The following is an 18,851-nucleotide window of genomic DNA, read 5'->3' as shown; positions in this document are numbered from 1 at the left end:
CCAGCGCCCCACGAGGAATCCAAGGATCACCCGATGAACCAGCTCCCGATCATCGACATCGCCCCGCTCTACGCCGACGAGCCAGACGCCTGGCGCGAGGTGGCCGCGCAGATAGATGCTGCCTGCCGCGAATGGGGCTTCTTCTACATCACCGGGCACGCCATCAGCCCGGTGCGAATCAAGAGCCTGCTGGACGCCGCCAAGGCCTTCTTCGCCCTGCCGGATGCCGAGAAGCTGAAGATCGACATCACCCAGACCCGCCACCACCGTGGCTACGGCGCCATCGCCACCGAACAACTGGACCCGAGCAAGCCCAGCGACCTCAAGGAAACCTTCGACATGGGCTTCCACATGGCCGCCGACCACCCCGAGGTGCTGGCGGAAAAGCCGCTGCGCGGCCCCAATCGCCACCCGCAGCTGCCCGGTTGGGAAGCGCTGCTGGAGCATCACTACCAGGACATGCAGGCCCTGGCGCAGACCCTGCTGCGGGCCATTGCCATGGCGCTCGATATCGAGCCGGACTTCTTCGACAAGCGCTTCCATGAGCCGATCAGCGTGTTCCGCATGATCCATTACCCGCCGCGCCACACCGCCAGCTCCGCCGAGCAGCAAGGCGCCGGTGCCCACACCGACTACGGCTGCATCACCCTGCTCTACCAGGACGAGGCTGGCGGCTTGCAGGTGCGCAACCTGAAAGGCGAATGGATCGACGCGCCGCCGATCGAGGGCAGCTTCGTGGTCAACCTCGGCGACATGATGGCGCGCTGGAGCAACGACCGTTACACGTCCACGCCGCACCGGGTGATCAGCCCGCTGGGGGTGGATCGCTACTCCATGCCCTTCTTCGCCGAGCCGCACCCGGACACCGAAATCAGCTGCCTGCCGAACTGCTCCAGCGCAGCCAACCCGCCCAAATACCCACCGGTGACCAGCGCCGACTATCTGCTTTCGCGTTTTGCCGATACCTACGCCTATCGCCGCGAGGAAATCGCATAACCCTGTAGGGGCGATTTCATTGGCGATTGAAATCGCTCTGTCTGCATGACGTGTTGCAAGCAGATGCCTTGCCCGATGGTCAATCTCTCGCAACAACTAACGCAGACCTGGCGATTGAAATCGCCCCCACAAGGCGCTGGCTCAGCACATTCCCATCCAGCCGGTTAAACTTTCCGGCGGTCTAGCCTGAAAACGAGAAACCACCATGTACGACTGGCTGAATGCCCTGCCCAAGGCTGAGTTGCACCTGCACCTGGAGGGCTCCCTGGAGCCTGAACTGCTGTTCGCCCTGGCCGAACGCAACAAGGTGGCGCTGCCCTGGGCCGATGTGGAAACCCTGCGCAAGGCGTACGCCTTCAATAACCTGCAGGAATTCCTCGACCTCTATTACGCCGGTGCCGATGTGCTGCGCACCGAGCAGGATTTCTACGACCTGACCTGGGCCTACCTGGAACGCTGCAAGGCGCAGAACGTGATCCACACCGAGCCGTTCTTCGACCCGCAGACCCACACCGACCGGGGCATTCCCTTCGAGGTGGTGCTGACCGGCATTCGTCAGGCCCTGGAAGACGGCCGCGAGCAACTGGGCATCAGCTCCGGGCTGATCCTCAGCTTCCTGCGCCACCTGTCCGAGGAAGAAGCCCAGAAAACCCTCGACCAGGCCCTGCCCTTCCGCGATGCCTTCATCGCCGTGGGCCTGGACAGCTCGGAGAAAGGCCATCCGCCGAGCAAGTTCCAGCGCGTGTTCGACCGTGCCCGTGGCGAAGGCTTCCTCACCGTCGCCCATGCCGGCGAAGAAGGCCCGCCGGAGTACATCTGGGAAGCGCTGGACCTGCTCAAGATCGAGCGTATCGACCACGGCGTGCGTGCCATCGAGGACGAGCGCCTGATGCAGCGCATCATCGACGAACAGATCCCGCTCACCGTCTGCCCGCTGTCCAACATCAAGCTCTGCGTGTTCGAGCACATGCGCCAGCACAACATCCTCGAGATGCTGGAGCGCGGCGTGAAGGTGACGGTGAACTCCGACGACCCGGCCTACTTCGGCGGCTATGTCACGGAAAACTTCGCCGCCCTGCACGAGCACCTGGGCATGACCCAGGACCAGGCCAGGCGCCTGGCGCAGAACAGCCTGGATGCGCGCCTGGTGAAGTGATCGCCAGGCAGGGTGGATGGCGCCCTTGCCATCCACCTTCGACGTCATGACGGGCTTCACCTGGTGGGCAGCACATCCGCTGTCCACCCTCCTCTTTCTTCACCAATGAGTGCGCCACCCATGCCATCGGCGAGCGAGTTGTAGGAAATTTCCTAGAGCCGGGTAGTCCGGGATGGACGCCCCGCCAGACCCGCTTCCGGCGCCCCTTAAGATGCCTCCCATCGCCTTGCGAGACCGCCCGCGCAGTCTTCGCCACAAGACCAAAAACTCGATGGATACCGAGGCTCCCCCTACATGCCAACCCGAATCGTCATTGTCGATGACCACCCCATCACGTTGATCGGCATGCGCGCCCTGCTCAGCACCTGCGACAACCTCAAGGTGGTGGGCGAGGCTCACTGTGTCGACAGCCTGTTCGAGCAGCTTGATCGCCAGCCCTGCGACCTGCTGGTGACCGACCTGATGATGCCGGAGAGCGGCCAGGTCGACGGCCTGCACCTGATCCAGCGACTCCGGCGGCACTACCCGGCGCTGAAGATCATTGTCGTCACCATGCTCAACAACCCGGCGCTGATCACCTCGGTGCTGCGCCAGGGCGTGCAGGGGCTGGTGAGCAAGCGCGGATTGCTCAATGACCTGCCACGCGCCATCCGCAGCCGCTCCAGCGCGCCCTTCCTCTCCCCCGCCCTGCAACACCTGCTGGACGTCAGCGAGGCCGAACACGGCAAAGCCCTGGCAGTACCTGAGCAACTGTCTCCCCGCGAGGTGGAGGTGCTGCGCCTCTATGGCGCCGGCCTCAGTGTGGGGGAGATCGCCGCACGCCTGGTGCGCTCCAAGCAGACCATCAGCGCCCAGAAGACCAGCGCCATGCGCAAGCTCGGCCTGGATACCAACGCCGCCCTGTTCCTCTATATCCAGGAACACGGGCTCGCCTGACGCCCCGCCGGAGACCACCATGCCCAACCGCCACAGGCTCCTGGTGCGCCTGGCGCTTTGCTGCGCCTGCCTGCTGCCGATTCCGGCCATCACCCAGGCCAACGACGCCGTGCCGTCCTACGACGCAACTCACCTGCCGATGGACCCGGCCGAGGCGATGACGGCCCTCGACGACGAGGACGCCCCGCCGTCGCACCCGTTCTGGCACGCCTTTCTGCTGGTGGCCTGGATCGTGGTGCCATCACTGCTGTGGAACTGGCGCCTGCAGGGCCAGGTGAGCGAACGCCGCGCGGCACAGGACCAGTTGTGCGACCAGTTGGCCTTCCAGTTCTCCCTGCTCAACGGCCTGCCGACGCCGCTCTATGTCCGCGACCTGGAAGGACGGCTGACGACCTGCAACCGCGCCTACGAGAACTTCTTCGGTAGCTCCCTGGAGGAACTGCGCGGCACCCGTGTCCAGCAACTGCCCGATGCCCCGCCCGAGCTGGTGGAGCTGCTGGCGGCGGAGTACCGCCAACTGCTGTTGCATCGCCAGCCGCGCTACTTCGACTGCCGCATCGAAAGCGCCGGACGTACCTTCCACGTCTATCACTGGCTGGTGCCCTTCTACAGCGCCAGGGGCACTCTTCAGGGCCTGCTCGGCGGTTGGATCGACATCAGCGACCGCAAGCACCTGGAAGACCGCTTGCGCGAGGCGCAGCAGGCCGCCGTCAAGGCCAGCGCGGTCAAGAGCCGGTTCCTCGCCACCATGAGTCATGAGCTGCGCACCCCGCTCAACGCCCTGGTAGGACTGCTGGAGCTGGAGACCACCACCCGCGCAGCGCCCACTGAAAACCTGCGCATCGCCCAGCAGTCGGCCCACTCGATGATCGACCTGATCGGCAACATCCTCGACCTGGACAAGATCGAGTCCGGACAGATGCAACTGGCGCCACAGCCCACCGACCTCGACGCGCTGCTCAGGGGCAGCCTCGACCTGTTCGCCGCCCAGGCGCGGGAAAAGGGCCTGGACCTGAGTTTTCAGTGCGCGCTCCCAGCCGCCCGGCACTACCTGCTGGACCCGCTGCGCCTGCGCCAGGTGCTGCACAACCTGCTCGGCAACGCCGTGCGGTTCACTCACCAGGGCCACGTGACCCTGCAAGCCGCAGCGCTCGAACAGTCGACAGGCAAATGCCTGCTGCGAATCGAGGTCAGCGACAGCGGCATCGGCATCCCGGTGGAATTCCAGCCGCGCATCTTCGACGCCTATCGGCAGGCGCACACCGAGGTATCCAACGAGTACGGCGGTTCGGGGCTGGGCCTGAGCATCTGCCGTCACCTGACCAGTCTCATGGGCGGGCGCATCTGGCTGGAAAGCGAACTTGGCCAGGGCTGCCGGGTGCACGTCGAGCTGCCTCTGGCGTGGACCCCGGCCGATGACAGCGTGAAGTCGGCGCCTGTCGCAACGGTTGCCGGGGACCTGACAGGGCTCGAGGTGCTGATCGTCGACGATGTTTCCACCAACGGCCTGGTCCTCCAGCAACAACTGGCCAGCCTCGGTCACCGCGGGACCTTCGTCAGCGACGCGGAGTCGGCGCTGCGCGCCTGGGCGGAACGCCCCTTCGACGTCCTCATCAGCGACTGCAACATGCCCGGCATGGACGGCTATGCGCTGACCCGGGCAGTGCGTGCCCGCGAGAGCGCGCAAGGCGTCGCGCCGATACGGATCATCGGCTACACCGCCAGCGCCCTGAGCGGGGAGGAGTCGCGTTGCCGGGAGGCCGGCATGGACGAACTGATGATCAAGCCCGTGACCCTCGCCCGCCTGCGCGGTGCCCTTGGCGGTGCGCTGCCGACGATCGCCCCGGTCCCGGCGACCGCAAGCGCCGGCCAGGGTTTCGACCTGTCCCACCTCGAGGGCCTGCAGGGCATCGACCCGGCCCTGCTCGACCGGTTGCTCACCGAGCTTCGTGCCAGCCTCACCCAGGAGCGCCAACGCCTGCAGTCACCGTTGCCGGCGGACGACCCTGAAGCCGTCGGCCAGGTGGCGCACCGCCTGGCCGGCCTCGCCTGCACCATCGATGCGCCGGGTCTCATGCGGGCCTGCCACGGCCTTTCCCCAGCCCTGGCGCGAGGCGCCAACGACCTTCGCCGACAACAGGCCGAGGTCGTGGCGAGCCTCGAAACACTGTTGCGGCACGTCGAGGAACGGCTGGCTGGAGCCAGCCCGTGGCGCCCTCATTCCTGAGCGAGCACCACGCTTTCGGACTCGTCCCATGGGGCCACTCGAGCTGACCCGTCACTCTGCACTGGCCCGGAACGCCCCACGCCGTCGGTGTCCCCCATCCCCCGTCGGCCGGAAAAGCCGGGCACCCCAATGGACATTTCCAACGCTATAAAAGGTAATTCGATGAACCATTCCACTCGCCCCCTGGCAGCGCGCATGCTGCCGCTGGCAGCCGCTCTCGGCCTGGCTGCACTCGGTGCCCAGCAGGCTTCCGCCCACGGCTACGTCGATAGCCCGAAATCCCGTGCCTACATGTGCGCCGCGTCCGGTGGCAGCCTGAACAAGGACTGCGGCTCCGCAGCCTGGGAACCGCAAAGCATCGAGTACTCGCCGAGCGTCGGCCACCACTACAAGGGCCGCTACTGCGCGGACGATTTCACCAAATGCGGCCCGGCCGACGGCACCATCCCCTCTGGCGGCATCAAGGGTTTCGCCAAGCTGAACGAGCAGTCGGCGACCCGCTGGCAGAAGACCACCATCAAGCCGGGCATCAACGACTTCACCTGGCGCTATACCGCCGGCCATGCCACGGCCTACTACCAGTTCTACATCACCAAGAAGGACTGGAACCCGAACCAGCCGCTGACCCGCGAGTCCTTCGAGTCCAAGCCCCTGCTGCACGAGAACGCCAATGGCGCGCGGCCGTCGTCCGGCACCCGCACCACGCACAAGGTGAACATCCCATCCGACCGCAGCGGCTACCACGTGGTTTTGGCCACCTGGAAGATCGGTGACACCGCGGCCACCTTCTACCAGGCCATCGACGTCAACATCGATAACAAGGGCGCGCCGCCGAGCGAATGGACCACCATCGGCGCCGTCCAGCCGGAAGCCCTGAGCATCGGCGACAAGGTGACGACCCGCGTCTTCACCAAGGCCGGCGAGCAGGCCAACCGCCAGACCCTGCTGCGCATCGACAACGCCCAGCAGGCCCAGGCCAATACCTGGCCCTACCTGCTGGCGCAGAAGGCCAACCAGGCCAACGCCGGCTACCTGATGGGCCAGCTGAACGCCGACGGCAAAGTGGTACCGAACTACGGCACCAACAACATCTACACCAAGGCCGGCAGTGACGTGGTCCGCGTGGAGATCCAGAAGGAACAGCCGAGCATTCCGGCCGCGCTCAGCCTCTCCAGCCTCAAGGACAGCTACACCCTGAAGAACGGCTCCGCCGAGCTGCACTTCAACGCCATCGCCCAGGGCGGCAAGTACACCATCGACGCGACCGTGTTCAACGCCAAGGGCGAGAGCATCGCCTACCAGCAAGGCGAGGCCGGCAACAACATGCCGCACTTCAGCCTGCCGCTGAAGAACGTCCAGGCCGGTGAATACGACCTGGTGGTGCTGGCCAAGCCGGAGAAGGGCGAGCTGCTGCAGAAGACCCACCACTTCACCCTCAAGGATGAAAGCGGCAATGGCGGCGGTAACGCCAAGTACGACTACGTCTTCCCCGATGGCGTGAAGAGCTACCGTGCCGGCGTCCGCGTCCTGGCCAAGGACGGCAACATCTACGAGTGCAAGCCGTTCCCCTACGGCAGCTACTGCCCGCAGTGGAGCACCGGCGCCAACCACTTCGAGCCCGGCGTAGGCCAGTTCTGGTCGCAGGCCTGGATCCGCAAGTAACCCCTCCCGCCACCTGAACGAGCGTGGCGCCCCGGCGCCACGCTCCCGCCCGGGAACCGACATGACCTCCGAACGCTACTCCAAGCCACGCCGGCTGCTGCACTGGTGCTTCGCCGCGGTGATCATCTGGGCCACCGCCACTGGCTTTTTCAACTCGCTGACGCACCTGCCCGAATCCGTCGAGAACGCCATCGCCTTCATCAACGTCTCGCTGACCGCGCTGCTGATCCCGCTTTTCGCCCTGCGCCTGTATTACGTCCTGGCCCACCCGGCGCCCCATGGCCCCACCCATGAGAGCCGCAGCGCCCACCTGCTGGCACAGGCCGGCCACCTGGCGCTCTACGTGACCATGGCCGTGGTGCTGCTGACTGGCGTGTTGATGATGGATCGCCCCATCAGCGTGTTCGACCTGCTGGTGCTGCCGCAGCCCCTCAGCGAGCCGGTGCTGATCGAATTCTTCGACGAAATCCACCGCTACAGCTGCATCGCCCTGGCCCTGCTGGTGATCGGCCACGTCGCCGCCGTGGCCGTGCATCAGATGCGCGGGCACGGTGTGCTGCGGCGCATGGCCCTGTGATCGCCATGCTGCGCAACCTCTTCCCTTCGCTGCAGCGCGGCCTGATTCCCCTCGGCCTCGCCGCCCTGGGCACCTGGCTGGGCTGGCTCGGCCTGCAGGGCTGGCACGACTGGCAAGCGCTGGATACACCACCGGCCCAGACGACCGCGTCGATCGCCGAGTCAGCCCCGGTCCACCATCCACTGGACAAGCGTGCCATCGCCGAACTCTTCGGCGCCCTGTCGGCCACACCGCTGGAAGCCAGCTCGCACGCCGTCGACCTGACCCTGCTGGCCAGCCTCAGCGAGGGCCGCGCGGTGCTCTCCCGCGCGCTGATCCAGTCGCCCGAGGGCAGCGCCTTTTACCGCCTCGGCGATCGCCTGCCCGGTGGTGCCCGGCTAAAGGCCGTACACCCCGACCACGTGGTGATCCAGGCGGGCGGCCACGAGCAGCGCCTGTCCTTTCCCCACTCCCGCGAACGCCTGCTGGCGCCACGCACCGCGCCCTGACCAACCCGGTAGAGACAACGCCATGAACCTGACCCGACTCACGGGCGCCCTGCTGATGCTCGGCACCCTGCTCTCCCCGCTGCCGACGCTGGCCGCCAAGGGCGCCGAACGCCAGTGGACCCTGAACATGAAGGATGCGGAACTGCGCGACCTGGTCAGCGAGGTGGGCGACATCACCGGCAAAACCATGGTGCTCGACCCGAACATGAGCGGCCGCGTGACGGTGCAATCCTCCACGGCCATGGACCAGGACGGCATCTACTCGCTGTTCCTCACCGTGCTGCGCAGCCAGGGCTTCGCCGCCCTCGACCAAGGCGACCGGGTGCTGATCGTTCCCGTCGCCGACGCCAAGACCCGTGCCAGTGACACGGCCGGCGACGAGTTCGTCACCGAAGTCCTGACGCTGCACAACGCCACCTCCAGCGAAGTGGCCGCCGTGGTGCGCCCGCTGGTGGCGCCGGACGCCTATGTGGCGCCCTCGGCCAGTTCCAACGCCCTGGTGGTGACCGACAGCGCCAGCAATGTCGCACGCATCCGCCAGGTGGTGCGCGAGCTGGACGGCGCCGGCAATCCGGCCTTCAGCACCCTCGAACTCAAGCACGCCTGGGCCGTCGACGTTGCCAAGACCCTGACCGACAGCGTCACCCAGAACGGCAACGGCCCGAGCAACACCAAGGCCGTCGGCGACGCCCGCAGCAACCGGGTGATCCTCATCGGCCCGTCCCAGGCGCGCCAGCGCATGGCCGAGCTGGCCCGCTCCCTCGACGTGCCGGGCAGCGCCAACGACAGCGCCCGCGTCGTGCGCCTGCACCATAGCGACGCCAAGCAACTGGAAGAACTGCTCAATGGCATCGGCAAGCACCTGGACAATGGCCGCGGCAACGAGGGCGGCAGCGCCGCCGGCAGCGTGCTGGTCAGCGCCGACAAGAGCCAGAACGCCCTGGTGCTGATGGCCGAGCCGGCCCAGTTGGCCATGCTCGACAAGGTGATTGGCGAACTCGACCGGCCGCGCGCCCAGGTGCTGGTCGAAGCGGCCATCGTCGAAGTCAGCGGCGATATCAGCGACGCCCTCGGCGTGCAGTGGGCCGGAAGCGGGGAGCACGGGTTCGGCGCCAGCAACTTCCCCGGTACGGGCCTGGCCATCGGCACCCTCGCCAAAGCCAATCTGGACAAGCTGCCGAACCTCCCGGAGGGCGCCATCATCGGCCTGGGCAGCCGCAACTTCGGCGCGCTGGTCACCGCGCTGTCCAGCAACGCCAACAACAACCTGCTGTCCACCCCGAGCCTGCTGACCCTGGACAACGAGACGGCGGAAATCCTCGTGGGCCAGAACGTGCCCTTCCAGACCGGTTCCTACACCACCGATACCGCCGGTGCCAGCAACCCCTTCACCACCGTCGAGCGCAAGGATGTCGGCATCACCCTCAAGGTGACCCCGCACATCAACGAGGGCGCCTCGCTGCGGCTGAAGGTGGAGCAGGAAAGCTCCGAACTGGCCACCACCCCGGCCGGTGTCAGCACCAGCGACGTGGTCACCAACAAGCGCGCGGTGAAGAGCACCATCCTTGCCGACGACGGGCAGATCATCGTGCTTGGCGGCCTGATCAAGGACAACCTCAAGACCCAGGTGAGCAAGGTGCCGCTGCTGGGCGACATCCCGCTGCTCGGCCGCCTGTTCCGCAGTACCCGCGAAGTCAGCGAAAAGACCAACCTGATGGTCTTCCTGCGCCCGACCCTGCTGCGCGACAGCAGCTCAAGCGCCCAGGCCAGCGCGCGCAAGTACAACGACCTGCGCCAGTTGCGCCCGGCCAACGGAGGCGACAACCGCCTGCTGTTGCCCAAGGACAGCCGCGGCCTGTTCGACGCATCGAAGAAGGATCAGGTGCTGGACATGCGCCAGCAGGAGCCGCGTCCGTGACCGTCGTGACCAACCTGCCGTTCAGCTATGCCCGGCGCCACGGCGTGCTGCTGGAGCCTGGCGAAGGCGGCCCGCTGCTGGTGTGCCGGGCGGATACGCCACTGGAAATCCTCGCTGAAGTGCGCCGGCACGGCGCTGGCGGCGGACGCCTCCAGATACTCGATGCCGAGGACTTCGCCCAGCGTCTGGCCGAGCGTTACCGCGACGGTCGCGATGACGCCATGCAGGTGGCCGAGGGGCTCGGGGCCGAAATCGCCGGCCAGGACGACCTCGCCAGCCTCGCCGAACAACTGCCGCAGACCACCGACCTGCTGGAGCAGGAGGACGACGCGCCGATCATCCGCCTGATCAACGCCATCCTCGGCGAGGCGGTGAAGGCCAAGGCCTCGGACATCCACCTGGAAACCTTCGAGCAGCACCTTTCGGTGCGCTTGCGGGTGGACGGCCTGTTGCGCGAAGTCCTGCGCCCCCGCCGCGAGCTGGCGGGGCTGCTGGTGTCGCGGATCAAGGTGATGGCCAAGCTGGACATCGCCGAAAAGCGCATCCCCCAGGACGGCCGCATCGCCCTACGCATCGCCGGTCACGAGGTGGACGTGCGCGTCTCCACCCTGCCCTCGGCCCATGGCGAGCGGGTGGTGATGCGCCTGCTGGACAAGCAGGCCGGGCGCCTGGACCTCGGCCGCCTGGGCATGGCCGCGGACAGCCGCGAACGGCTGGAGGGCGCCCTGCACCGCCCCCACGGCATCCTGCTGGTCACCGGCCCCACCGGCTCGGGCAAGACCACCACGCTCTACGCCGGGCTGGCCAGCCTCAACAGCCTGACCCGCAACATCCTCACCATCGAAGACCCGGTGGAGTACCACCTGCCGGGCATCGGCCAGACCCAGGTCAACACCAAGGTGGACATGACCTTCGCCCGGGGTTTGCGCGCCATCCTGCGGCAGGACCCGGACGTGGTGATGGTGGGCGAGATCCGCGACCGCGAAACCGCCGAGATCGCCGTGCAGGCTTCGCTCACCGGACACCTGGTGCTCTCCACCCTGCACACCAACAGCGCCGTGGGCGCCGTCACCCGCCTGGTGGACATGGGCGTCGAACCCTTCCTGCTCAGCACCTCGCTGCTGGGCGTGCTGGCCCAGCGACTGGTGCGCGTGCTCTGCCCCACGTGCAAGACGCAGGCCCCGGCCGACGCCGCTGCCTGCGTCCACCTCGGGCTGGACCGGGCCAAGCCGCCAGCGCTGTGGCACGCGGTGGGCTGCGATGCCTGCCAGCACAGCGGCTACCGAGGCCGCCAGGGCATCTACGAACTGGTGCTGCTGGACGAAACCCTGCGCCAACTGATTCACCAGGGCGCAGGCGAAGCCGAGCTGGCCCGCCACGCCCGCCTGCACGGCGCCAGCCTGTTCGCCGATGGCCGCGCCAAGGTGCTGGAAGGCGTCACCAGCCTCGAAGAACTGCTGCGCGTAACCCGCGAGGATTGAGCATGGCCGCCTACGAATACCTCGCCATGGACCAGACCGGCCGCAAGCTGCGCGGCGTGCAGGAGGCCGACAGCGAACGCCAGGCCCGCCAATTGCTGCGCGAGCGTCACCTGGTACCGCTGCGCTTGCGCGCGGCCCGTGGCAGTCTGCGCACGGTGGGCAGCAACAATCGACGTGGCCTCGGCGCCGCCGAACTGGCCATGCTCACCCGCCAGCTCGCCACCCTGGTGCAAGCGGCGCTGCCGCTGGAAGAAGTGCTCGCCGCGGTGGCGGCCCAATGCGAGAAACGCAGCCACCAGGGCATGCTGCTGGCCATTCGCGCGCGCGTGCTCGAAGGCCACGGCCTGGCCCGCGCCATGGCCGAATTCCCCCGCGCGTTCCCGGCGCTGTACCGCGCCACGGTGGCCGCTGGCGAGCGCGCCGGGCACCTGGGCCAGGTGCTGTTGCAACTGGCCGACTACACCGAAGCGCGCCACGCCGCGCGGCAGCAGATCCAACTGGCACTGCTCTACCCGAGCATCCTGCTGCTGGCGGCTTTCGGCATCGTCGGTTTCCTGCTCGGCTTCGTGGTGCCGGACGTGGTGAAGGTGTTCATCGACAGCGGCCAGGAGCTGCCGGCACTGACCCGTGGCCTGATCGCCGCCAGCGCCGCCTTGCGCGACTACGGCCTGATCATGCTGGTGCTGCTCGCCGGTCTTGTCGGCGCGTCCCGGCTGATGCTGCACAGGCCCGCCGCGCGCCTGCGCTGGCATGCGGCGCAATTGCGTCTGCCGGTCCTGGGCAAGGTCCTGCGCGCCGGCAGTTGCAGCCGCTTCATCAGCACCCTGGCGATCCTCGGACGCAGCGGCGTGCCGCTGGTGGATGCCCTGGAGATCGCCGCCGAGGTGGTGGCCAACCAGCAGATTCGGACCGGTCTGAAAGACGTATCGCGTGCCGTGCGCGAAGGTGGCGGCCTGACCCGGGCTCTGGAGCGCAGCGGCCACTTCCCGCCGATGATGCTCTACATGATCGCCAGCGGCGAACGCTCCGGTGAGCTGGACGCCATGCTCGAACGCGCCGCGCGCCAGCAGGAAGCACACCTGGCCAACCGCATCGCCCTGCTGGTCGGTCTGTTCGAGCCGGCCATGCTGGTGTTCATGGGCGCCAGCGTGCTGCTCATCGTGCTGGCGATCCTGATGCCCATCCTCAGCCTCAACCAACTCGTTACCTGACAGATAGGCACAGTCATGCCCACGCAATCGCAACAACGGGGTTTCACCCTGATCGAAATCATGGTGGTGGTGGTCATCCTCGGGGTGCTCGCCGCCCTGGTGGTCCCGCAACTCATGAGCCGCCCCGACCAGGCCAAGGTCACCGCCGCGCAGAGCGACATCAAGGCCATCGCCATGGCCCTGGATATCTACCGGCTCGACAACCACGTCTACCCCAGCACCCAGCAGGGCCTCGACGCCTTGGTGAGCCGCCCCTCCGGCACCCCGCCGGCGCGCAACTGGAACCTCGACGGCTACCTCAAGCGCCTGCCCGTCGACCCCTGGGGCAACGCCTACCAGTACATCGCCCCCGGCAGCGACGGCAACGCCTACGACCTGTTCTCCTTCGGCGCCGATGGCCGTTCGGGCGGCGACGGGCTTAACGCCGACATCGGCAACTGGGACCTCTGACGTGCAACGCGGGAGTGCGGGCTTCACCCTGCTGGAAGTGCTGGTGGTGATCGTCGTGATCGGCCTGCTCGCCGGCCTCGCGACCCTCGTGCAGCGCGACAACGGTGGCCAGCAGGCGCTGCGCGAGGCCGAGCGGCTGCGCAGCCTGCTCGGCCTGCTGCGGGAAGAGGCGGTGCTCAGTCATCGCGACTTCGGCCTGCGCATCGACGCCGAGGGCTACTCCGTGCAACGCCTGAACCTCGACGGCCAGTGGCAGCCCGCCCCCGACTACCGTGCGCAACGCCTGCCGGCCAACCTGCGCCTGCATCTGCAACTGGACGACGAAGCCCCCGCCCCGAATCGCGGCGAGCGGCGCCAGGCGCCGCAACTGCTGGTGCTTTCCAGCGATGAGGTGTCGCCCTTCACCCTGCGCCTGGAGTACCGGCTGGTGCCCCTGCTCGCCCTGTCCAGCGACGGCCTGGAGGAGGTTCGCCTTGAACGCCTCGCGCCCTGAGCAACAGGGTTTCACCCTGCTGGAAGTAATGGTCGCCCTGGCGATCTTCGCCACCCTTTCCATTGCCCTCTACAACGCGGCGATTCACGTGGCCGGCACCAGTGCCGCGCTGACCGAACGCAGCCTGGCCCACTGGCTCGCGGACAACCGCCTGAGCGAGCTGCGCGCGCATATGCGTCCGGCCCCCAGCGGCCATGACGAGGAGCGTCTCGGCTTCGCCGGGCGCGACTGGCGGCTGGTCAGCGAGGTCGGCCCGGCGCCTGACCCGCGTTTGCTCAAGGTCAGCCTGGAGGTCCTGGTGGACGGCGCTCGCCCCGCCCGCCGCGCGCACCTGGTGGGTTTCATCGAGGCCCAGCCATGATCCAGCGCGGTTTCACCCTGCTGGAGGTGCTGATTGCCGTGGCGCTGTTCAGCCTGCTGGGTTTGGCCTGCTATCGCCTGCTGGAGCGAGTGATGCACAGCGACCAGCGCATCGCCGCGCACGAAGTCCAGTTGCGCCAGTTGCAACGCGCCCTCGGCCTGTTCGAGCGCGACCTGACCCAGGCCATCGCCTCTCCGCTGGGCGACGACCCCAGCCGGCGCCAGGCACTGATCGGCCAACCGGATAACCTGCGGCTGGTGCGCGGTGGCTGGAGCAACCCGTTGCACCAGCCACGCAGCGAAGTGCTGGAAGTTGGCCATACCTGGCGCGATGGCCAGTGGCGGCGCCAATACCGCAGCCCGCCCCGCCGCGAGCTGGAAACGCCACCCCAGCATAGCCAGCGGCTGCTCGACGGCATCAACGGGGTTCGCCTGCGCTACATCGACAGCCAGGGCGAGGGCCATGACAGCTGGCCTGTCGCCAGCGCGCCGCTGAGCCTGCCCCGTGCCCTGGAGCTGGAACTGGACGCCCCCGGCTATCCCGGCGTCCGCCGGGTCATCCTGCTACCCGGTTTCGAAGGGGACGGCGATGCCTGAGTACCGCCGTCAACGGGGCGTGGCCCTGATCAGCGTGCTGCTGATCACCGCCCTGGTCACCCTGGTCGTCAGCGACATGCTCGCCCGCCAGCGCCTGAGCCTGGCCAGCAGCGCCAACCAACTGAACCAGCAGCAGCTCTGGCAACTGGCCCTGAGCGGCGAGGCCTGGGCACGCCAGCAACTGCTGGCGGACCTGCGCGACACGGACGAACTCGGTCGCGTGCACCTCGGTCAACGCTGGGCCCAGGGCGAGCATGCGTTCGACATCGAAGGCGGGCACATCCGCATCCGTCTGGACGACCTCAGCGGCCGCCTCGACCTGAATACCCAGAATGGGAACAGCGACCCCGTGCTGCGTGCCCGCTACCAGCGCCTGCTGGGCGTGCTCGGCCTCCCCGCCCATGACCCGGCCAGCCTGCTGCCCCGCCTAGGCCGCGATGGCAAGCCGCTGCCCCTGGCCGACATCAGCGAGCTGCAACGCCTCGCGCCACTGGACGCTGCGAGCCTGCGCCGGCTGCGGCCCTGGGTCCGCACCACGGAAGGCGCGCTGAACGTCAGCACCGCGCCGGCCGAAGTACTGGCCGCCCTCGAAAGCCTCGACCTGTCCGTCGCCCGCGCCATCGTCCAGGCCCGGCCCGCGGAAGGCTATGCCAGCGTCCAGGCCTTTCTCGAACAACCGCTGCTGCAGGACCGCCAGGTCCGCTCCTTGGGACTTGGCATCAGCAGCGAGCATTTCCGCGCCACCCTGGATGTCGAGCTGGGCGAGCGTCGCCTGCGTCTGGTCAGTGACTTGCACACCCGCGCCGATGGCCGCGTGGAGGTCCTGCGCCGCCGGCTCGCCCCTCCCGACACCCGCTTTTCGGAGTAACCAACGTGCAAGCCTGGCTTCATCTCAGCCCCCCTGCCCCGGCGGACGGCGACTGGTCGCTGTGCTGGTGGCGCGCCAATGGCGCTGTCATCCAGGGCGACCTCGAACAGGCCGCCCGGGACCTCGCCGGCCTTGACCTGACCCTGCTGCTGCCGGCCGAGGCCGCCAGCCATCACCGTATCGAGGTGCCTGCCCGCAGCGGCCGCTGGCTGCGCCAGGCGATCCATTCGGCTCTGGAGGAACGGCTGCTGGACAACCTCGATGACATGCTGCTGGCCCGAGGGCCCTTGCAGCAGCGGCGCCACTGCCGCCTGTTCGTGGTGCGCCGCGACTGGCTGCGCCAGGTCCTCGCCCGGCTCGCCAAGCACGGCCTTGCGCCCGGGCGCATCCATATCGACGCCGACTGCCTGCCGGGCGAGCGTGCCCTGGCAGTGCGCTGCGCCGGCCGCTGGCTGATCGGCGGTGCCGCGCCCCTGCGCCTGGCCGTGGACGACCAGCAACGGAGCGACCTCGGCGCGCGCCTGCCGGACGACCTCCAGTGGTGTGAGGAAGCCCCCTGGCCGCTGCTGGCCGAAGGCTCGCGGCACGCCATCGACCTGCGCCAGGACGAGTTTGCCCGCGCTTCCGGGCGCCGCCTGCCCTGGCGGGTCCTGGTGCTGCTGGCGGCCCTGGGCGTGGCTGCGCAGCTGGGTCAGGACATCGCTCACCGGCTCATGCTGGAGCAGCGCGCCCACGAACTGGCCCAGGCCAACCTGGCCGTCTGGCAACTGCACGCCCCTGACCCGGGTCCTGTCGTCGACCTGCCCCGTCAAGTGCGCGCACGCATGCAGCAGGCCGGCCAGCCCCACCTTGGCCTGGCCCACGGCCTGGACAGCCTGGCGCGCCTATGGAAAAGCAGCGGCGGTGCCATCGCCCAGGTTGACCGGCTCGACTACCAGGCGGGCGAGGGCTGGACCCTGCGCGTTCGCGCGCCGGCCTTCGCCGATCTCGAACGCTTGCGTGAAGGCCTGGTGCGCCAGGGCCTGATCGTCCTTTCCGACTCCGCCGTGCGCGATTCCGATGGGGTCAGCGCACGCCTGCAAATCAAGGACTGACATATGTCCCGACTACTGAACCCGCTGCACCAGCACTGGCAGCGCCTGCCCGCTCGGGAGCGCCGCGCCTTGCTGGCACTGGCCCTGTTCGTCGGCCTGGTGCTGGCCTGGCGACTGATCTGGCAGCCCCAGCAACACGCCTTGCAGCACGCCGAACGCCGTTACCAGGAGGAACTCCAGTTGCAGATCGACCTTGCCAACCTGCCCCACAACCCCGCTCCGCCAGGCGAGCGCATCCCCCCGACCGCCCTGCCGGGTTACCTCGCCAGGACCAGTGCCAATGCCGACATCACCCTCGAACGCATGGACGGCGACGACTCGGGGCGCGTGAACCTCCACCTGGCGGGCACGCTCGACAGCGTGCTCGCCTGGATGGAACGACTGGAAGACAGCGGTGTGGAGGTGGTGTCGCTGGGGATGGACGTCAGCCGCGAGGCTGACGTGAAGGCGCGGATGGTGGTGGAGGCGCCTCAGGAAACCCGTGCCGGGCTGGGCGACAGCAGGCGCAGGATGCCGCCCAGCAGCATGCCGTAGAGCGGCACGAAGAACACCAGGCTGATCGCAAGCTTGACGCCGTAATCCACGGTGGCGATTTCCACCCAGTGTTCGGCCATGAACGGGTTATCACTGCGCCAGAACGCCACGGAGAAGAAGGCGAAGGTGTCGAGCAGGTTGCCCGCGATGGTCGAAGCCACCGGGGCTATCCACCATTGGCGCATCTGCCGCAGACGGTCAAAGACCTGGATATCCAGCACCTGGCCCAGCACATAGGCCAGGAAACTGGCCAGGGAAATGCGCGCAACGAACAGGTTGAACTCGCCCAGGGCCGAGAGGCCGCGGAAGGCCGCCTCCTGGAACAGCACTGACACCACATAGGACGCCAGCAGGGCCGGCAGCATGACCCGCGCGATCACCCGCCGCGCGGCCTGCTTGCCCATCAGGCGCACGGTCAGGTCGGTGGCCAGGAAGATGAACGGAAAGCTGAATGCGCCCCAGGTGGTGTGCCAGCCGAACAGGGTAATCGGCAGCTGCACCAGATAGTTGCTGGCGATGATGATAAGGATGTGGAACGCGATCAGGCCGGTCAGCGCCGGGCGCCAGACCGTGGGAGAAGCAGCGGGCATGGTGATTGGCATCCTTTTTACCGATGGGGTGAGGGAACCCATGTCGCGGCCCCCTGGCCAACGACGGCGCGCATTCTAACTTGACCCACGCGTCAGGAAAAGCCGCTTCGTTTGGGCGCGAGCATCCAGGGTGACGAGTAATCATCCACGTTCGTAGAACCTGGGCTTGCTTTTTGCCCCCTGTAAGGGGGCGTGGCCAACTCTCGGTGCAGGCTGGCACATCGTAGCCCGGATGAAATCCGGGAGCGGCGATTGGACTTTCCCCGGAGTTCATCCGGGCTACTGACTCAACGTTGCGACAACTAACGCAGACATAGCCAATGAATTCGCCCCCACAAAGGGAGCGCAAGCGAGAAGGGCCGCACAGCGGCCCCTATTCGTTCGGTACCTTGCGTCGCCCGGTCACCATGGACCACGGCAGGTTCTCGCGCGTGCGCACGCTTTCCACCAGCGCCGCCGTGACATGCACGCAGGCCAGCCAGAACAGGCTGTCGGCCATGAAGACATGGATATCCCGGGGCAGGTCCTCGCCCCAGAAGTAGTCGATTTCTTCCATCAGGAAACCGGTGACGCCCAGCCCCAGCATCAGCAGGAGCATGAGGATCATCACCAGCCCACCCAGGGGCGAGTGCCCCAGCCGGTGCATGTGACCACCGGAAAGCAGGGCCTTGGCGTGGGCCAGCAGGCGTGCCGGACGCGGCCAGAAATCGGCCCAGCGTGCCGGCCGGGGGCCGACGAAGCCCCAGACCAGCCGCACCAGCACCACCGCCACGGCGTAGTAGCCGAGCCAGCGGTGCCAGCCGTCACCTGCCTCGTTGAGGAAGTAGTCGCCGATGAAGGCCGCCACCAGGGACCAGTGACCAATCCTGATCACCGGGTCCCAGAGGCGAACGGTGTCAGCGCTCACGGGTCAGTCCTCGATCTCCTGCTTGACCACCTTGCCGTCAACCGGGTCGAAGTAGATCTCGACCTTGCGCTTGTCCTTGTCCCAGCCGTAGATCTCGTAGCAGTTGCCCTCGGTCACCTTGAACTTCTTGATGTCGTAACCCTGGGACTTGAGGTCGTCCTGGAACTTGGTCTGGTCTTGCCAGGTGGCTTTGTCGGCAGTGGTGCATTCGGTCTTGGCGAACGTCAGCGGGCTGACGAGGGCCAGGGAAAGAAGCAGGAGCTTACGCATGGGAATAACCTCGAGTTGTACGTGCTTTGGCTAAAG

Annotated in this window: 20 protein-coding genes; 17 read left to right on the top strand and 3 right to left on the bottom strand. The window is 67.4% G+C overall.

Translation table 11 applies throughout. The annotated features are described in order from the left end of the window. Positions 1-33 precede the first annotated feature (33 nt). The 17 genes from G559_RS0124780 to gspM all read left to right on the top strand — a co-directional run bounded on the left by G559_RS0124780 (position 34) and on the right by gspM (position 17,048). Positions 34-996 (top strand): 2-oxoglutarate and iron-dependent oxygenase domain-containing protein, encoded by a 963-nt coding sequence (locus G559_RS0124780; RefSeq protein ID WP_028630806.1) that lies wholly within the window; start codon positions 34-36, stop codon positions 994-996. 205 nt (positions 997-1,201) lie between these two features. Further along, the gene (locus tag G559_RS0124775; protein WP_028630805.1) at positions 1,202-2,152 is read left to right on the top strand and encodes an adenosine deaminase; all 951 of its coding nucleotides are present in this window, start codon (positions 1,202-1,204) and stop codon (positions 2,150-2,152) included. A gap of 294 nt (positions 2,153-2,446) precedes the next feature. Next, positions 2,447-3,088, top strand: coding sequence for a response regulator transcription factor (locus tag G559_RS0124770; RefSeq protein WP_028630804.1), 642 nt, complete (start codon positions 2,447-2,449; stop codon positions 3,086-3,088). Between the two features lie 19 nt (positions 3,089-3,107). Beyond that, positions 3,108-5,315, top strand: coding sequence for an ATP-binding protein (locus G559_RS29330; protein ID WP_051246890.1), 2,208 nt, complete (start codon positions 3,108-3,110; stop codon positions 5,313-5,315). 162 nt (positions 5,316-5,477) lie between these two features. Beyond that, a complete protein-coding gene (gbpA, locus tag G559_RS0124760; RefSeq protein ID WP_028630803.1) occupies positions 5,478-6,977 on the top strand; it encodes an N-acetylglucosamine-binding protein GbpA in 1,500 nt (499 codons plus the stop codon). A 61-nt stretch (positions 6,978-7,038) separates the two neighbouring features. Continuing rightward, positions 7,039-7,554: a cytochrome b gene (locus tag G559_RS0124755; RefSeq protein WP_028630802.1), complete on the top strand. Its 516-nt coding sequence runs from the start codon at positions 7,039-7,041 to the stop codon at positions 7,552-7,554. 5 nt (positions 7,555-7,559) lie between these two features. Beyond that, a complete protein-coding gene (locus tag G559_RS29325) occupies positions 7,560-8,042 on the top strand; it encodes a type II secretion system protein N (protein WP_036997871.1) in 483 nt (160 codons plus the stop codon). Between the two features lie 22 nt (positions 8,043-8,064). Next, positions 8,065-9,960: a type II secretion system secretin GspD gene (gene gspD, locus G559_RS0124745; RefSeq protein WP_028630801.1), complete on the top strand. Its 1,896-nt coding sequence runs from the start codon at positions 8,065-8,067 to the stop codon at positions 9,958-9,960. Continuing rightward, entirely contained in the window at positions 9,957-11,441 is a 1,485-nt protein-coding gene (gene gspE / locus G559_RS0124740) for a type II secretion system ATPase GspE (RefSeq protein ID WP_028630800.1), read from the top strand. The genes gspD and gspE overlap by 4 nt, the downstream gene beginning before the upstream one ends. A gap of 2 nt (positions 11,442-11,443) precedes the next feature. Further along, positions 11,444-12,652 (top strand): type II secretion system inner membrane protein GspF, encoded by a 1,209-nt coding sequence (gene gspF, locus G559_RS0124735; RefSeq protein ID WP_028630799.1) that lies wholly within the window; start codon positions 11,444-11,446, stop codon positions 12,650-12,652. 15 nt (positions 12,653-12,667) lie between these two features. Further along, positions 12,668-13,102 carry a type II secretion system major pseudopilin GspG gene (gene gspG, locus G559_RS0124730; RefSeq protein ID WP_028630798.1) on the top strand — a complete coding sequence of 145 codons (435 nt, stop codon included), beginning with the start codon at positions 12,668-12,670 and terminating at the stop codon, positions 13,100-13,102. A gap of 1 nt (position 13,103) precedes the next feature. Next, the gene (gene gspH / locus G559_RS0124725; protein WP_028630797.1) at positions 13,104-13,595 is read left to right on the top strand and encodes a type II secretion system minor pseudopilin GspH; all 492 of its coding nucleotides are present in this window, start codon (positions 13,104-13,106) and stop codon (positions 13,593-13,595) included. Next, on the top strand, positions 13,576-13,956 hold the full coding sequence (gene gspI / locus G559_RS0124720) for a type II secretion system minor pseudopilin GspI (RefSeq protein WP_028630796.1): 381 nt from the start codon (positions 13,576-13,578) through the stop codon (positions 13,954-13,956). Before gspH ends, gspI begins: the two co-directional genes overlap by 20 nt. Then, positions 13,953-14,552, top strand: coding sequence for a type II secretion system minor pseudopilin GspJ (gene gspJ / locus G559_RS0124715; RefSeq protein ID WP_028630795.1), 600 nt, complete (start codon positions 13,953-13,955; stop codon positions 14,550-14,552). Before gspI ends, gspJ begins: the two co-directional genes overlap by 4 nt. Continuing rightward, positions 14,545-15,420, top strand: coding sequence for a type II secretion system minor pseudopilin GspK (gene gspK, locus G559_RS0124710; protein ID WP_028630794.1), 876 nt, complete (start codon positions 14,545-14,547; stop codon positions 15,418-15,420). Before gspJ ends, gspK begins: the two co-directional genes overlap by 8 nt. A gap of 5 nt (positions 15,421-15,425) precedes the next feature. Further along, entirely contained in the window at positions 15,426-16,514 is a 1,089-nt protein-coding gene (gene gspL, locus G559_RS0124705) for a type II secretion system protein GspL (protein WP_028630793.1), read from the top strand. A 3-nt stretch (positions 16,515-16,517) separates the two neighbouring features. Next, positions 16,518-17,048, top strand: a complete 531-nt coding sequence (gspM, locus tag G559_RS29320; RefSeq protein WP_081668157.1) for a type II secretion system protein GspM — start codon at positions 16,518-16,520, stop codon at positions 17,046-17,048. On the opposite strand, the gene G559_RS0124695 is transcribed toward gspM, so the two are convergent. The 3 genes from G559_RS0124695 to G559_RS0124685 all read right to left on the bottom strand — a co-directional run bounded on the left by G559_RS0124695 (position 16,985) and on the right by G559_RS0124685 (position 18,815). Continuing rightward, positions 16,985-17,638: a 7-cyano-7-deazaguanine/7-aminomethyl-7-deazaguanine transporter gene (locus G559_RS0124695; protein WP_028630792.1), complete on the bottom strand. Its 654-nt coding sequence runs from the start codon at positions 17,636-17,638 to the stop codon at positions 16,985-16,987. The two genes, gspM and G559_RS0124695, sit on opposite strands and share 64 nt — an antisense overlap. Before the next feature lie 373 nt (positions 17,639-18,011). Continuing rightward, positions 18,012-18,545, bottom strand: coding sequence for a cytochrome b/b6 domain-containing protein (locus G559_RS0124690; protein ID WP_028630791.1), 534 nt, complete (start codon positions 18,543-18,545; stop codon positions 18,012-18,014). A gap of 3 nt (positions 18,546-18,548) precedes the next feature. Next, a complete protein-coding gene (locus G559_RS0124685) occupies positions 18,549-18,815 on the bottom strand; it encodes a PepSY domain-containing protein (RefSeq protein WP_028630790.1) in 267 nt (88 codons plus the stop codon). Positions 18,816-18,851: the final 36 nt, after the last annotated feature.

The sequence above is a fragment of the Metapseudomonas resinovorans DSM 21078 genome (genome assembly GCF_000423545.1).
In the GTDB taxonomy this organism is placed as follows: domain Bacteria; phylum Pseudomonadota; class Gammaproteobacteria; order Pseudomonadales; family Pseudomonadaceae; genus Metapseudomonas; species Metapseudomonas resinovorans.
Note: the sequence above shows the minus strand (reverse complement) of the source record. Positions and strands in the feature narration are given on the sequence as shown.

Bases quoted from the DNA above. Each gene is read 5' to 3' on its own strand.
- G559_RS0124695 (WP_028630792.1), bottom strand. From the start codon at position 17,638: ATGCCCGCTGCTTCTCCCACGGTCTGGCGCCCGGCGCTGACCGGCCTG.
- G559_RS0124780 (WP_028630806.1), top strand. From the start codon at position 34: ATGAACCAGCTCCCGATCATCGACATCGCCCCGCTCTACGCCGACGAG.
- gspF (WP_028630799.1), top strand. From the start codon at position 11,444: ATGGCCGCCTACGAATACCTCGCCATGGACCAGACCGGCCGCAAGCTG.
- G559_RS0124685 (WP_028630790.1), bottom strand. From the start codon at position 18,815: ATGCGTAAGCTCCTGCTTCTTTCCCTGGCCCTCGTCAGCCCGCTGACG.
- gspD (WP_028630801.1), top strand. From the start codon at position 8,065: ATGAACCTGACCCGACTCACGGGCGCCCTGCTGATGCTCGGCACCCTG.
- G559_RS0124775 (WP_028630805.1), top strand. From the start codon at position 1,202: ATGTACGACTGGCTGAATGCCCTGCCCAAGGCTGAGTTGCACCTGCAC.
- gspJ (WP_028630795.1), top strand. From the start codon at position 13,953: ATGATCCAGCGCGGTTTCACCCTGCTGGAGGTGCTGATTGCCGTGGCG.
- gbpA (WP_028630803.1), top strand. From the start codon at position 5,478: ATGAACCATTCCACTCGCCCCCTGGCAGCGCGCATGCTGCCGCTGGCA.
- G559_RS29325 (WP_036997871.1), top strand. From the start codon at position 7,560: ATGCTGCGCAACCTCTTCCCTTCGCTGCAGCGCGGCCTGATTCCCCTC.
- gspK (WP_028630794.1), top strand. From the start codon at position 14,545: ATGCCTGAGTACCGCCGTCAACGGGGCGTGGCCCTGATCAGCGTGCTG.
- gspG (WP_028630798.1), top strand. From the start codon at position 12,668: ATGCCCACGCAATCGCAACAACGGGGTTTCACCCTGATCGAAATCATG.
- G559_RS0124770 (WP_028630804.1), top strand. From the start codon at position 2,447: ATGCCAACCCGAATCGTCATTGTCGATGACCACCCCATCACGTTGATC.
- G559_RS0124755 (WP_028630802.1), top strand. From the start codon at position 7,039: ATGACCTCCGAACGCTACTCCAAGCCACGCCGGCTGCTGCACTGGTGC.
- G559_RS29330 (WP_051246890.1), top strand. From the start codon at position 3,108: ATGCCCAACCGCCACAGGCTCCTGGTGCGCCTGGCGCTTTGCTGCGCC.
- gspM (WP_081668157.1), top strand. From the start codon at position 16,518: ATGTCCCGACTACTGAACCCGCTGCACCAGCACTGGCAGCGCCTGCCC.